The organism is Rhizobium sp. RU36D (assembly GCF_900176345.1).
Classification (GTDB): Bacteria; Pseudomonadota; Alphaproteobacteria; order Rhizobiales; family Rhizobiaceae; genus Allorhizobium.
The window spans coordinates 82499-96208 of the sequence record NZ_FWXU01000012.1; the positions used below are offsets into that span (position 1 = coordinate 82499).

Here is a 13710-nt window from a genome sequence, read left to right on the forward strand (position 1 = left end):
TTCAATTCCCTTCCGGCAGCCTTGGGGCCGCCCTGATGCTGATGGTTGATCAATGAAGCCTGTTTGAATGTCCGCTTCTCGGGAAGCAACGGACCGCAACGACTGCCAAACGGGCAGCGGCTCGTGAAAAACAGGGTCGATTCCGACCCTTGAACGCTTTCTAACATGCCAAGCCGCCGAACATAACCCCCAATTGTGTCAGGGAGTTTCATGGCGACCGGCAAAAAACAAAAAGGCCGGGCATAACCCGACCTCTTCCCGTCACTCAGCCCTCAAGCCGCCAGTACATCCGTGGTCGGCAAGGGCGAATGACAAATCATGCTGCGCGCAGGTTGTCGGCCGAGCTCTTGCCCGAACGCTTGTCCTGAACGATGTCGTAGCTGATCTTCTGGCCTTCAACGAGCTGGCGCATGCCAGCGCGCTCGACAGCCGAGATGTGTACGAATACGTCGGTGTTGCCCTGGTCAGGCTGAATGAAGCCGAAGCCCTTGGTGCTGTTGAACCACTTTACGGTGCCAGTATGCATAACGATTTCCTTTCAATCGTTTGGTTGGCCGGGGAGATATTCGTCCGGCTGGATCGATGTTGAGAGGAAATCTGACCGTGCGCCGTAGCGCGTAGACGGAGGTCACAAGCAATCTTCGATGCCGCATACATAGTCCTTTTGACGGAATATGCAAGGAAACGCGCCGGCATTTCGGACGGATAACGTTGACATTTTAGCCTAACACACTGATTTAAAAGAAATTCGGTCCGGCATAATATTTTTCGGCTTGGACGTCCGCCGACGGGCTTAAGAGGTCATGCCCTCATGCTTCGGCGCGGGCGGAGGCCGGCAAGCCGAATATCTTGTCGAACGTCAAGTTGAAGACATAGGTGTAGACCAGGAAGTAGAACAGCAGCCCGAGATTCGTCAGGAAGGCCTGGATCAGCGGCATGCCGAGAATCAACGCCAGCACCGGTGTCAGCACGATCACCAGCCCGCCCTCGAACAGAATGGCGTGAACGATCCGGCGCAGCACCGAGCGCCCCTTGACCGGATTGCCCGCCTCCCACTTCTCGAAAGCCGTGGTGAAGATGAAATTCCAGCCCATGGCAACGGCTGAGGATACCACCGCCGCAGCACCCGACTCGACCGCCGGATAGCCCAGCAGCGAAAAGATCATGCTGCTGAACAGGATGGCGAGCCCTTCATAGAGGCTGACATAGACAATGCGACGCATGACGGGAGACATGGGCGGTAACCTCTCTCGGATGGTCAGCGACCATAATCCAGCATCCGCGTCGCGAATAGGGCATGTCGCGCAACAGTGTGCAGCGTTCTTGCGATGACGCCATGCGGAAAAAGCGATGGATCAAGGCGTGCAACGCGAATCTGACAGATCGCGACAGGCCTTGATCGCCTCATTCAGAGCCGCCATCCGCCATCGCTCACCCCTGGCCCGATTGGCATTTATCAATTGCAGGGGAAATATGCAGCAACCCAGGGATTTAACCAAATATTCTAAAATAAGGAGGACTTTAAATAAAACCCGACAGGAACCCTAACCATGCGCGCTCTTTCAAACATGAAAATCTCGTATCGCATCTTCCTCCTGGCAAGCATTGCCTTCCTCGGGCTGGCGGTCAACGCCGGCATCTTCATGGTGCAGCGATCGCTGGATGCAGACTATCGCCAAAAGACCGAGCGTTTCGCCGAACTCAGCCGCGAAATGGCCGGCTTCCGCACCGATCTCCTGGAAAACCGGCGGCGGGAAAAGGATTTCCTGCTGCGCAAGGACGAGCAATCGCAACAAGCCTTTGACAAGGCGGCTGATCAGGCAAACCAGGCCCTGTCGCGGCTGGCAAATGGGGTTGATCCTGACATGCGCGATGCGGTCGCGTCGATTGCGGTTGGCTACAAGACCTATGTGGATGCCACCCACGGCCTTTTTGAAAAAAACCGCGATCTCGGGCTGACCCCTGACCAGGGCTTGGAAGGCGCGATGCGGAAGGCGGTGCACAACATCGAAGCCGTGGTGAAGTCGGTGGAGGCGCGCGATCTCCTGATCAGCGTGTTGACGTTGCGCCGCCACGAGAAGGACTTCATCCTGCGGCGCGATCCCAAATATATCGGGCAGCACGCCACGGAAGCGGAAAAACTTCTTTCGATCGCCCAGGAGCAACTCGCGGCCGAACAGATGGCGACCGTCAAGGCCAGCCTTGATGCCTATGCCCAGGCCTTTGCCCGCTATGCGGCCGTGGTTGTCGAGGAAGAGGCCCTGCGCCAGGCGGCGTCCGGCACCTTCAGCGAACTCGACCCGCTGGTGGTCGACGCCACCAAGCGGCTGGATGAGGCAAGGCTCGCGACCCGGGCGGAAGGCGATGCCGCCGCAGCCCGCAACATGAACATGGTCATCCTTGCCGGCTCGCTGACAGCAGTTCTTCTCGCACTTGCCGTCTTCGTCATCGGCCGGTCGATCTCCCGGCCGATCATCGGCATCACCGCGGCCATGCGCCGGCTCTCCGGAGGCGATGCCGATTTCGAGGTTCAGGGCGTCGAACGCCGCGACGAAATTGGCGACATGGCCTCGGCCCTGGAGGTGTTCCGCCAAGCGGCCCTCACCAATATCAGGCTGGAGCGGGAGGCCGCCGAGGCGCGCAGCCGCGCTGAGGCCGATCGCATTCGCATGCAACAGGAGGCGGAGGCCGCGGCGCAGCAACGGCTGATCGAGGCGACCTCTGCGCTGGCCGAGGGGCTGTCGCGGCTCGCCGCCGGCGATCTCGCCTTCGAACTGCCGCTGCCCTTCTCCCCGGATTTCGAACAGTTGCGCCATGACCTCAACCAGGCGGTCCGGCAACTCGGCAATGTCATGCGCGACATCAGCGAATCCGCCTCGATCATCGATGGCGGCAGCGCCGAGGTCAGTTCCAGCGCCGGGGATCTGGCCCAGCGCACCGAGCGCCAGGCGGCAGCTCTGGAGCAGACCGCCGCGGCCCTCGATGAAATCACCGTCAATGTCGCCAATGCCTCCAAACGCGCCGAGGAAGCCCGCAATGTGGCCCAGCAGGCGACCAGCAGCGCTGTCCGCTCCGCCCAGGTGGTGTCGTCGGCGGTCGATGCCATGCAGCGTATTGAAGATTCCTCCAGCCAGATTTCCAGCATCATCGGCGTCATCGACGAGATTGCCTTCCAGACCAACCTCCTGGCCCTCAATGCCGGCGTCGAAGCGGCCCGGGCAGGGGAGGCGGGCAAGGGATTTGCCGTCGTGGCGCAGGAGGTGCGCGAACTCGCCCAGCGCTCGGCCAATGCGGCGCGGGAGATCAAGGGATTGATCCGCAATTCCGGCGAACAGGTTCAGGGCGGGGTAAAGCTCGTGCGCGACACCGGCGATGCCCTGCGCGGCATTGGCGATCTCGTGGCGTCAATCAATCGACACATGGATGCGATCGCCACCGCCTCGCGGGAACAGTCCACCGGCCTGGCCGAGGTCAACGCCGCCGTCAATCAGATGGACCAGGTGACCCAGCGCAACGCGGCCATGGTGGAAGAGGCGAGTGCGGCCAGCGCCACCCTGGCAAACGAGGCAAATCGCCTGCGGCTGTTGATTTCGGCCTTCCGGCTGGAAGGCGACAAACAATCCGGCGCTCGTGCGACGGCAAGGCCATCCGGCTCTGTGCCTGCGACATCCAGGGCCGCCTGACCGGTGGGTGGCGGTCTGGCCTGGCTTGCCAGGCCGTCATCCCCGCTTTTCTTGCTGCTAAAGCATGTCGCGCAAAAGTGTGCCGCGGTTTTGCGATAACGACATGCTCAAAAACAAAGGACTAAAGCGAGGAAAGCGAATCTGAAAGATCGCGACGCGCTTTAGCCGCTGGTCAGTGCGTCACAGCCCAACGGCCTTGCGCAGCGCTTCGTTCATGCGGGACTGCCAGCCGTCCCCGGTCGCCTTGAACCGGTCGATCACCTCGGCATCCAGCCGGATGCTGATCGCCCGCTTGGGATTATCCGATTTCGGCCGGCCCGCCAGCTTCTTCTCGATTGCCGCGGCAAGATCGGGAAACACCTCGCGAAACGGCCGCAGTTCCGCAATCTGCTCGTCGGTCAGTTCGGGATTGTCGCTGACTTCGTCCCAGTCCTCGCGGCTATATCCGCGACCGTCCTCGAAACCCTTCACGGTCTTGCCTGCCTTCATCGCGCGCTTCTCCTTTCACGGATATTGGCCGGACGCATCGAGATGATCGATATGCCTTCACTGCCAAGCTTCAGGAATATCACCGACAAGGTGCCGTCCTTGAGCCGGCCGATGGCCTGCAGTCGACCTGCCTTTGCGGGACGTATCGAGGCCGACAGGAAATAATCAAGCGTCAGGTCGGCAAAATCGAGCCCGTGCTTGTCAATATTAGCCCGCCGCTTGCGCTCGTCCCAAACGATTTCCATTATTTTTGTATATACAAAAACAATCGTTCACGCAAGCAGGCCAGGCGGCGGCATCGCCGCCGCCCTCAGGCTGCTGACAAACGCTCATTCCAGGTCATTCGACGTTGGTTTTGACCGAAAACCTCGCCGTCATCCCGGCCCCCGAACCGGGATCCAGTGCAATCAAGTCCTTGATTGCGAAAGACTCTTTTCACGGCGCAGACGCGCCGTGGCTGGATTCCGGCCTTCGCCGGAATGACGGACGAATAGGGTCTCGCCGAACACCGATCTTTGTCATCAAGCTGGGCGGCGGCATCGCTGCCGCCGCCCTTTGTCGTTACACCAGTTCGCGCAGTGCTGCGGCGTTGAAGTCCTTGAGTTCGGACTGCCGCCCTTCGCGGATCTTGGCCACCCATTGCGGGTCGTTCAGGATCGCCCGGCCAACGGCGATCAGGTCGAATTCGCCGCGCTCCATGCGCGTCACGAGCTTGTCGATGTCCTGCGCCTGGGAACCCTGGCCGGCGAAGGCGCCGAGGAATTCGCCCGACAGGCCAACCGAACCGACGCTGATGGTCGCTGCACCCGTCAGCTTCTTCGCCCAGCCGGCAAAGTTCAGGCCTTCCTCTCCGTCGATCTCCGGAAATTCCGGTTCCCAGAAACGGCGCTGCGAGCAATGCAGGATATCCACGCCGGCCTCGACCAGCGGCACGAGCCAGGCGCTCATCTCATCCGGCGTCGTTGCCAGGCGGGCGCTGTAATCCTGCTGCTTCCACTGGCTGAGCCGCAGCATCACCGGGAAGTCAGGCCCGACGGCCGCACGGGTTGCCTTGACCACCTCGACTGCAAAACGGCTGCGTTCGGCAATCGTCGCGCCGCCCCAGCGGTCGTCGCGCAGATTGGTGCCGGACCAGAAGAACTGGTCGATCAGATAGCCATGGGCGCCGTGGATCTCGAAGGTGTCGAAGCCCAGGCGCTTGGCATCGGCGGCGGCCTTGCCGAAGGCGGCGATGGTGTCGGCGATGTCGCTGTCGCTCATCACCTTGCCGCGCGGCTTGCCCGGCGCTTCCAGGCCCGATGGGCTTTCGATGTCCTCGATCGGCGGCGCCCAGTCCTTGGAAGCGGTGGTGGAGCCGGTATGCCAGATCTGCGGCCCCATGCGCCCGCCGGCCGCATGCACGGCGGTGATCACGTCGCTCCAGCCGGCAAGCGCCTTTTCGCCGTGGAAGAAGGGGATGCCGGGCAGGTTGCGCGACGCCGGCCGGTCGATGACCGTACCTTCCGAAAGGATCAGCCCGACATCGGCTTCGGCCCTGCGGCGATAATAATCCACCTGCGCCTGCCCGACGATGCCATCGGTGGCAAAGGCGCGCGTCATAGGCGCCATGACGATGCGGTTCTTGAGGTGGAGCGATTTGAGGCTGAAGGGCTGAAACAGTACATCGGTATTGCGCGAGGTCATGCGAGAGTTCCTGTTGATCTTGCGCCTTAGGTATAAAAAATATATCTAGTGTCAAGAAGGTACTGAAAATACACCAGGTAGCCTGGAGGAAACCTGCATGGACACACTCACCCGCAAGATCGACCAGCGCCCGGCGCCAAAGACCTGCCAGCAGCCGTTCAACGTCAATTGCCCCAGCCGCCTGCTGTTCGACCAGATCGCCGACAAATGGTCGATGATGGTGCTGAAGGTGCTGGAGGAGGAGCCGCTTCGCTTCAACGCGGTGAAGCGGCTATTGGAAGGTGTCACCCAGAAGGCCCTGACCCAATGCTTGCGCAAACTGGAACGCAACGGCCTCATCGAACGCCGCGTGCTGAACACCTCACCCGTGGCGGTGGAATACGCCATGACCCCGCTCGGCCACACCTTGCTGGTGCCCTTCAAGGCGCTTTATGGCTGGACAGTGCAGTATCAGGCCGACGTGGACCAGGCTCGGGCGGCGTTTGATGCGCGGAATGGCGGGTAACGTAATAAAGGCTTGATATATTAGGCGTCTTAGCAAGATACCCCCCTCTGTCCTGCCGGACATCTCCCCCTCAAGGGGGGAGATCAGCGTGAGGTCGGCCGCTCGCTTCACCCGGTCGCTTGAGCATTCTGATTGGAAATTAGACATTTGGAGCAAGGCGTGGCCACGAGTCGATCTCCCCCCTTGAGGGGGAGATGTCCGGCAGGACAGAGGGGGGTATGCATGCTCAAGCGCTTGCGACATCACGCCATGCACACCGTTGGCAATTAGCTCTGTACGAACCCTTGGTCTGCCATACACGCCTTGAATGTGCTCTCCGACGCAATTGCCCCCGCGATCCAATAGCGACCCGCTGCAACTTGGGTCTCTCCGGCGCGACCTTCACAAACTGCTTTTGCGCGTTCCAGTTTTCCAGCCGGTGTCTTTGGAACCTCGCGCCACTGCGTAGACTGAGAACTGCTGCAACCTGCTGACAATACTCCCAAGAAGAGTACTAACAATCTACCCATCCTTGCCTCCGGAGATTATTGTTTAACATGCGGCTAGGATACGGTTTGCGCAAGTACGAAAGAATTTCGAGCGCTGTTGAAACGTGCAGGAATGAATACTTGCAATGTTAACAGCAGGCGGCGGTGCTGTTAGAATTGGCCACAAGGCGATTATGAGCCAACGGATCTGCGATTTCCGATCTTATTCAAGGCTTGCGGTCTCGGCATTCCCCCCTCTGGCTTGCCAGCCGTCCCCCCTCAAGGGGGGAGATCGACTCGTGGCAACGCCTTGCTCCAAATGAACAAAATTCAAATTGGAATGCTCAGGCTAGCGGGTGAAGCGAGCGGCCGACCTCAAGCCGATCTCCCCCCTTGAGGGGGAGATGTCCGGCAGGACAGAGGGGGGGTACGCATGCTTAAACGCTGGCTATGCCAAAGCCAAGATTACCCGCCTCGCCATCCCCTATCGCCTCAAACTCCCCAAGATCCCGCGCACCAGGGCGCGGCCGATCTCGTTGGCCACCTTGCTGGAGATCGAGCGGGCGGCGCTCTTCATCGCCGCCTCGATCACCGTTTCGCGCTGGTAGCCGGAGGTCTTGCGGGTCGTCTCGCGGGTGTCCTTCGGTGCGCGCTCTTCGAAGCCGGGGAGCTTCCAGCGGCCGCCGGCGCTGTTGTCGTCGGCGCCGCGGGCGGCGCGATCCTCGGCCGCTTGGCGGGCCGCCTCGGCTTCCGCAGCCTTTTCGGCCCGTTCTGCCAGGATCTCGAAGGCCGATTCCCGGTCGAGGTCCTTGTCATACATGCCGGCGACGGGGCTGACATTCATGATCGACTGTCGCTCGGCCTCGGTGATCGGCCCGAGCCTGGAGGAGGGCGGGCGGATCAGCGTGCGTTCCACGATCGATGGTGCGCCCTTGCCCTCCAGCGTCGAGACCAGCGCCTCGCCGGTGCCGAGCGTGGTGATCACGGTGGCGCAGTCGAAGGCCGGGTTGGGGCGGAAGGTTTCCGCCGCCGTCTTCACCGCCTTCTGCTCGCGCGGCGTATAGGCGCGCAGCGCATGCTGCACCCGGTTGCCGAGCTGCGCCAGCACGGTTTCGGGCACGTCGAGCGGGTTCTGCGTCACGAAATAGACGCCGACCCCCTTGGAGCGAATGAGCCGCACCACCTGCTCGACCCGTTCCACCAGCACCTTCGGCGCGTCCTTGAAGAGCAGATGCGCCTCGTCGAAGAAGAACACCAGCCGCGGCTTTTCCGGATCGCCCACTTCGGGCAGTTCCTCGAACAGCTCCGACAGCAGCCACAGCAGGAAGGTGCCGTAGAGGCGCGGGTTCATCATCAGCCGGTCGGCCGCTAGCACGGAGATCGCGCCGCGCCCATCATTGGTGGTGCGCATGATGTCCTTGATCTCCAGCGCAGGCTCGCCGAAGAAATGCTCCGCCCCCTGCTGCTCCAGCACCAGAAGCCCGCGCTGCAGCGAGCCGACCGAGGATTTCGAGATCAGCCCGTATTGGCTCGACAGCTCCGTGGCATGCTCGCCCATGTAGTTCAAAAGCGCCTGCAGGTCCTTCAGGTCGAGCAGCGCCAGGCCACCCTGATCGGCGATCTTGAAGGCGATGTTGAGCACGCCTTCTTGCGCTTCCGAGGCGTCCATCAGCCGGGCCAGCAGCAGCGGTCCCATCTCGGCGATAGTCGTGCGCACCCGGTGGCCTTTTTCGCCATAAAGGTCCCAGAAGATCACGGGAAATTCCTGGAAATCGTAAGGTGCTAGGCCGATCTGCTCGGCCCGCTTCAAGAGAAAATCCTTGGGCTCGCCCATCGCCGCGATGCCGGAGAGATCGCCCTTGATATCGGCGCAGAACACCGGCACGCCGGCATTGGAAAAGCTCTCCGCCAGGATCTGCAGCGTCACCGTCTTGCCGGTGCCGGTGGCGCCGGTCACCAACCCGTGGCGGTTGCCGAATTTCAGGTCGAGATATTCGCCCTTGTTGATCGTGTCGTCGGGATTGCGGCTGGCGCCGATGAAGAGTTTGCCGTCCACAAGCATTGCCGCGTCCCTCGCTGTCTGGGGCAGATGACCGCAGCGGGGCATCGCTCCCAAGCCTATCTTTTCATTGAATCATCACTGGGCTCTTATAAGGTGCGCAGGAGACATCGACAACAGGCCGCGTCGCCCGGCAGCCAGGGGCGAAAATCCGGGATAACCCGAGGTGCGCCGCTTGTGCGGACCGGTGGAATGACTTAACATTACCTTTACGTACACGTAATTGCCAGAGGAGGCACGCATGAATGAAATCGTCACACGGATCGCCGATAATGTGGGCCTGGAGCCGGCGGTTGCCGAGAAGGCACTGGGCATGATGTTGGGCTTCCTGCAGCGCGAAGCCGCTGACGGCCCGGTTGCCAAGATGATCGAATCCATTCCCGGTGCTGTCGAGCTGGTCGCCCAGTTCAACGGCGAAGGCGCTGGCAAGGGCCTGCTCGGCGGCCTGATGAGCGCCATCGGCGGCGGCGGCATCATGGGCCTCGGCCAGCAGCTGATGTCCCAGGGCCTTGGCATGGGCGAAATCACCGCACTCGCCAAGGAAACCATGGCCGTCGCCCGCGAATATGCCGGCGCCGACGTGGTGGATGAAGTGGTTGCTTCGGTTCCGGGCCTGAGCCAGTTCGTCTGAGCCTGTAGGTCGTATCGCGTGAAAAAGCCGCCGGAAGCAATTCCGGCGGCTTTTTCGTGTGGTCCTCACCAAGGGAGCGGATACCCGATCGTGGCAACAAGTTATCCCTCATCCCGCACGTGATGCGGGATCCAGCCACGGCGCATCCGCGCCGCGAGAGGAGTCTCTCGCGATCAAGGATTTGATCGCGCTGGATTCCGACATTCGCCGGAATGACGGTTGATCTTTGCCAGCCGAGCCCCTTTGCCGAAACGCCGGCGGCCGGGGTGATGGGCTCCGTTCTGCACTGTAGCTTATGGTTGCAGAAACCCTCGCCCACCGCTAGCCTCTCGATCAGACCAAAACCCTGGGGCGCGCATGCTGATCCGAACCTATGCCGATATCACGAAACTCAAAGGCAAAGCCGCGCTCAGCCCCGCCGAAAGGACACTGATCGACAACTGCACGCTCGGCGAACCGACTGTTCTTGGCGATGGCACGAGACCCGAAGGCCCAAGCCCCGAACGCACCATCCGCGCCGATCTGCTGCGCTACTTGATCCTCGGCGGCTGCGAGCAGTGCCGGGTTCATGAGCGGGGTGTGCAATTGGTGGGGGCGTGGATTGAGGGCGAGCTGGATTTGAGCTTTGCGACTGCCAAGGGCCTGGTGCACTTGTTTCGGTGTGCTTTCGACACATCCCTTATGGCACGTCAAGCACATCTCGATGGTTTGATACTCTCCGGCAGCAGCTTGCCGGCCCTCGACGCGAGTGGTTTCACAGTTAGAGGAAGTGTTTTTCTCGACAAACTTAAGGGCACTGGCGAAATCTCGCTTTCCGGCGCTGAGATTGGGGGACAATTATCGGGCAACGGCGCCGTGCTGAATGGCGAGGACGGCCAAGTCCTGACCGCGCAGGGAGCCATTATCAGGGGCGGTGTCTTCCTCGACAACATTATGAGCGTCGGCGAGGTATCGTTTTCCGGCGCCCAGATTGACGGTCAACTTTCCTGCGAGGGCGCCGAAATGAGCGGGGGCCGAGGCTTTGCCCTGAATGCGCAGGGCGTCTCGATCACGGGAGGTGTTTTTCTCAGGAAGCTAAAGAGTACTGGCGAAGTCTCCTTTTCCGGCGCCAAAATTGATGTCCAACTTGTGGTAAACGACGCCGGGCTAAATGGCGTGGTGGGTAATGCGCTGAGTGCGCAGCGCGCAAAAATCAGAGGTGGTGCCTTCCTCAACAACGTGAAGAGTATCGGCGAAGTATCGTTTTCCGGCGCAGAGATCGACGGTCAACTCTCTGTTGAGGGTGCCGAGCTAAATGGCGGGGGTCGCAAGGCACTCAATGCCCAAGGCGCCAAGATAATGGGCAATTTGACTCTCAAGCGGCTGAAAAGCACGGGCGAAGTCTCGCTCTCCGGTGCCGAGATCGGCGGTCAGCTCTCATTTGTGGGTGCTGCCTTGAACGGCGGTAAGGGCATGGCAATGAATGCGCAGCGTATTGTCGTTAGCGGCGGCCTTATATGGCGGCAGATAAACTCGATTGTTGGGCAGGTAGGCCTTAGCGCGGCCCATCTCGGCGATTTGGTCGATGATGAGCAAAGCTGGAATGCGGTACCTTCGCTGAGGTTGCTTGGAGCTACTTATGACAATCTCGTCGGCCCCCTTGATCTCTCCTTCCGCAAACGCTGGCTAGTTGAAGGTGCAAAGCTTAGGGGCCAATTCCACCCCCAGCCCTATCAGCAACTGGCCAAATTCTATCGCGAGACCGGCCATCGCCATGAGGCACGGGAAATCCTGATTGAGAAGGAGAAGGAGCAACGCAAGGCGGTGCGAAGCTCAATTGCGAATGGCCGTGGCAAGGAAGACAGCGCTCTTCACCCCTACGTCAGGATATTGGGAAACTGGCTCTGGGACTGGGCCACCCGCTTGGTCGCCGGCTATGGCTACAAGCCCTGGCTCGCCCTCGGCTGGCTGACCGGCATGGTCGCCACCGTCGCGGTCCTTGCGAACCTCACCTGGAACGCCGGCGATTTCGCGCCGAATTCCGCCGTCGTGCTGACGTCTCCAGACTGGAAAGCCATCGCCGATGGTCCGTCTGCCAATCCTGCCGCTGATTGGTCCGCTACACTTGCGCCCGGCAAGGATTTTGAGACCTTCTTCTCGCTTGCCTATGCGCTCGATGTCGTCGTCCCCGTGCTCGACCTCGGCCAGACCGATGCCTGGGCGCCGTCGCCGGCGCGGGGCGGCTGGGGAACCTGGATGTTCTACCTGCAAAAACTGTTCATCGTCTTGGGCTGGGTCGTCACTGCTATTGCCGCCGCGGCCATCTCCGGCATGATCCGCCGCGACGACTGACGAATTCTTCCCGCCCGCCCGCATCCCCGGCCTTTTGCCCGCCACATCGCGCCACGCATAAAAACCGGTTTATTTTCTATAGCTTGCTGGGTAATGTGCGGCCGGCGACAACGCGGCACAGGCGGATGGCATGCGTTTCTTGTCTATGGTGAAGTCATGGCTGCGCGGCGCTGCGGGTGTCAGGGCCTATATGGTGGGGCTCGCGCTCATCACCACGCTTCCGCTCGCCATTTTTTCGGTGCTGATCGTCGGCGAGTTGCGCGAGGGCCAGATCGAGGATCTGCGGCATCGGGCCTCCCAGGAGGCCGAAAGCCTGGCCCGCACGGTGGAGCGGCAGTTCCACGACATGACCACCACCTTGATGGTGATCGAAACCGCGCCGGAATTGCAGTTCGAAAATTACGAGCAGTTTCATGACAGGGCCAATGCCGCGCTGGCGCGCAGCGGCTGGTATCTGCTGGTCGTGGATCGCAACGGCCAGCAACTGGTCAATACCCGCGTTCCGTTCGGGCAGGTCCTGGGCAAGACCTCCAACATGGATGCCCTGAGACGGGCAATCGAGACCGGCGATATCGTCGTCTCCAACGTCTTTTTCGGCCGCACCAGCCAGGCCTTTGTCTATAACGTCATGAAGACGATCAAAGTGCCGGGCAGGACTGAGGGGGAACGGACCCTCATCATGACCCAGAGCGCCTCTGACGTGAAGCGGCTGCTGGGAGAGCGGCCGCTGCCGCCGCGATGGAACTATGCGCTGATCGATGACAGGAATGTGGTCGTGGCCTCCAGCACGGATCTGGCGGCGGGCGATGCCTTTCCGGCGGATCGGCTGGACAGGGCAAAGGCGGTCTATGCCCAGGCCGAACTGCCTGACGAAACCGACGAAATGCTGGGTTATGCCACCATCGGCATGAGCCATTGGCAGGTGGTGGTCTGGGGGCCGGCGGGTACGGCCATGGGCTCGCTCGGCACCATCTGGCGAAACCTCATCCTGGCGGCCATCGGCTTTTTCGTGCTGTCGATGATCTGCGCCGTCATCTTCGGCTGGCGGCTGCAGGCCGGCATCAAGGGCATAGCCGGCCGGGCGGCAGGCGTCGGGCGCGGCGAGATCGTTTCGCCGCTCAACACCGGCATCCGCGAGCTGGACCAGGTGTCGCGGGCGCTGTCGGAAGCCTCCTTCGATCGCCACCAGGCCGAGGAGCGGCTGCAGGTGGTGCTGCGCGAAATGGCCCACCGCACCAAGAATGTCATCCTCGTCGCCCAATCCCTGGTGCGCCAGACCGCGCGCCACAGCGGCGACAAGGCGGCCTTCGCCAGTGCCATCAATGGCCGGCTCGGCTCGTTTGCCCGCTCGCTGGAACTGCTGATGTCCGACCGCACATCCGCGCCAATGATGCGCGAACTCGTATCGGTCCAGCTTGCGACCTTCGTGGAAACCGAAAACCGCCTTGTCATCGATGGCGAGGATTTCCCCGTGGCGGCCGATGCCGTGAAGGAAGTCGGCATGGTGCTGCATGAGCTGGCCACCAACGCCATGAAATACGGGGCACTCTCGACGCCGGAAGGCCGACTTCACCTTGAATGGCATGGTGTGCAGCACGAGGACCGGCCGATGCTCCGCCTGGTCTGGCGCGAAACCGGCGGCCCGCCGCCCGCCACGCGCACCACGGAGCCGGGGGCGCGCAGCCCCGGCGAGAAGGCCACGGGCGAAAAGGGTTTCGGCTCCGTCCTGATCGACGCCACCATTGGCAGCCTGCAGGGCAGCGCGCGATGCGACTACCAGCCAGAGGGCGTCGTCTGGACCATCGAGATCCCGCAAGCCATGATCCGCGCTGCCGAATGAAGCGGACGGGATCGCTCGCAGC

Annotated in this window: 11 protein-coding genes; 5 read left to right on the plus strand and 6 right to left on the minus strand. The window is 61.5% G+C overall.

Annotation, left to right across the window (positions count from 1 at the left end; all coding sequences use genetic code 11):
* Positions 1-316: 316 nt before the first annotated feature.
* Positions 317-526 (minus strand): cold-shock protein, encoded by a 210-nt coding sequence (locus B9A97_RS16120; RefSeq protein WP_084366378.1) that lies wholly within the window; start codon positions 524-526, stop codon positions 317-319.
* Positions 527-809: 283 nt separating this feature from the next.
* Positions 810-1235 carry a PACE efflux transporter gene (locus B9A97_RS16125; protein ID WP_084366379.1) on the minus strand — a complete coding sequence of 142 codons (426 nt, stop codon included), beginning with the start codon at positions 1233-1235 and terminating at the stop codon, positions 810-812.
* Positions 1236-1550: 315 nt separating this feature from the next.
* Here B9A97_RS16125 and B9A97_RS16130 point away from each other — a divergent pair, with 315 nt between their 5' ends.
* A complete protein-coding gene (locus B9A97_RS16130) occupies positions 1551-3683 on the plus strand; it encodes a methyl-accepting chemotaxis protein (RefSeq protein ID WP_244564258.1) in 2133 nt (710 codons plus the stop codon).
* Positions 3684-3863: 180 nt separating this feature from the next.
* Here B9A97_RS16130 and B9A97_RS16135 read toward each other — a convergent pair whose 3' ends face one another.
* The 3 genes from B9A97_RS16135 to B9A97_RS16145 all read right to left on the minus strand — a co-directional run bounded on the left by B9A97_RS16135 (position 3864) and on the right by B9A97_RS16145 (position 5855).
* A complete protein-coding gene (locus B9A97_RS16135; protein ID WP_084366380.1) occupies positions 3864-4172 on the minus strand; it encodes a BrnA antitoxin family protein in 309 nt (102 codons plus the stop codon).
* Positions 4169-4417, minus strand: coding sequence for a BrnT family toxin (locus tag B9A97_RS16140; RefSeq protein WP_084366381.1), 249 nt, complete (start codon positions 4415-4417; stop codon positions 4169-4171). Before B9A97_RS16140 ends, B9A97_RS16135 begins: the two co-directional genes overlap by 4 nt.
* A gap of 316 nt (positions 4418-4733) precedes the next feature.
* Positions 4734-5855, minus strand: coding sequence for an NADH:flavin oxidoreductase (locus B9A97_RS16145; RefSeq protein ID WP_084366382.1), 1122 nt, complete (start codon positions 5853-5855; stop codon positions 4734-4736).
* A 181-nt stretch (positions 5856-6036) separates the two neighbouring features.
* Between B9A97_RS16145 and B9A97_RS16150 the strand changes: the two genes are divergently transcribed.
* Positions 6037-6360 carry a winged helix-turn-helix transcriptional regulator gene (locus B9A97_RS16150; protein ID WP_244564263.1) on the plus strand — a complete coding sequence of 108 codons (324 nt, stop codon included), beginning with the start codon at positions 6037-6039 and terminating at the stop codon, positions 6358-6360.
* 951 nt (positions 6361-7311) lie between these two features.
* Here B9A97_RS16150 and B9A97_RS16165 read toward each other — a convergent pair.
* Complete coding sequence (locus B9A97_RS16165) at positions 7312-8889, minus strand: helicase HerA-like C-terminal domain-containing protein (protein ID WP_084366440.1); 1578 nt, start codon at positions 8887-8889, stop codon at positions 7312-7314.
* A gap of 238 nt (positions 8890-9127) precedes the next feature.
* On the opposite strand from B9A97_RS16165, the gene B9A97_RS16170 reads away from it, so the two are divergent.
* From B9A97_RS16170 to B9A97_RS16180, 3 genes are all read left to right on the plus strand, one after another.
* Positions 9128-9517: a hypothetical protein gene (locus B9A97_RS16170; protein ID WP_084366385.1), complete on the plus strand. Its 390-nt coding sequence runs from the start codon at positions 9128-9130 to the stop codon at positions 9515-9517.
* A 357-nt stretch (positions 9518-9874) separates the two neighbouring features.
* A complete protein-coding gene (locus tag B9A97_RS16175; protein WP_084366386.1) occupies positions 9875-11848 on the plus strand; it encodes a hypothetical protein in 1974 nt (657 codons plus the stop codon).
* Between the two features lie 130 nt (positions 11849-11978).
* Positions 11979-13688, plus strand: a complete 1710-nt coding sequence (locus B9A97_RS16180) for a sensor histidine kinase (RefSeq protein ID WP_084366387.1) — start codon at positions 11979-11981, stop codon at positions 13686-13688.
* Positions 13689-13710 lie beyond the last annotated feature (22 nt).

What these genes read in the sequence shown, in the direction of transcription:
- B9A97_RS16120 (WP_084366378.1), bottom strand. Translation starts at nt 526, where the DNA reads ATGCATACTGGCACCGTAAAGTGGTTCAACAGCACCAAGGGCTTCGGC.
- B9A97_RS16125 (WP_084366379.1), bottom strand. Translation starts at nt 1,235, where the DNA reads ATGTCTCCCGTCATGCGTCGCATTGTCTATGTCAGCCTCTATGAAGGG.
- B9A97_RS16130 (WP_244564258.1), top strand. Translation starts at nt 1,551, where the DNA reads ATGCGCGCTCTTTCAAACATGAAAATCTCGTATCGCATCTTCCTCCTG.
- B9A97_RS16135 (WP_084366380.1), bottom strand. Translation starts at nt 4,172, where the DNA reads ATGAAGGCAGGCAAGACCGTGAAGGGTTTCGAGGACGGTCGCGGATAT.
- B9A97_RS16140 (WP_084366381.1), bottom strand. Translation starts at nt 4,417, where the DNA reads ATGGAAATCGTTTGGGACGAGCGCAAGCGGCGGGCTAATATTGACAAG.
- B9A97_RS16145 (WP_084366382.1), bottom strand. Translation starts at nt 5,855, where the DNA reads ATGACCTCGCGCAATACCGATGTACTGTTTCAGCCCTTCAGCCTCAAA.
- B9A97_RS16165 (WP_084366440.1), bottom strand. Translation starts at nt 8,889, where the DNA reads ATGCTTGTGGACGGCAAACTCTTCATCGGCGCCAGCCGCAATCCCGAC.
- B9A97_RS16170 (WP_084366385.1), top strand. Translation starts at nt 9,128, where the DNA reads ATGAATGAAATCGTCACACGGATCGCCGATAATGTGGGCCTGGAGCCG.
- B9A97_RS16175 (WP_084366386.1), top strand. Translation starts at nt 9,875, where the DNA reads ATGCTGATCCGAACCTATGCCGATATCACGAAACTCAAAGGCAAAGCC.
- B9A97_RS16180 (WP_084366387.1), top strand. Translation starts at nt 11,979, where the DNA reads ATGCGTTTCTTGTCTATGGTGAAGTCATGGCTGCGCGGCGCTGCGGGT.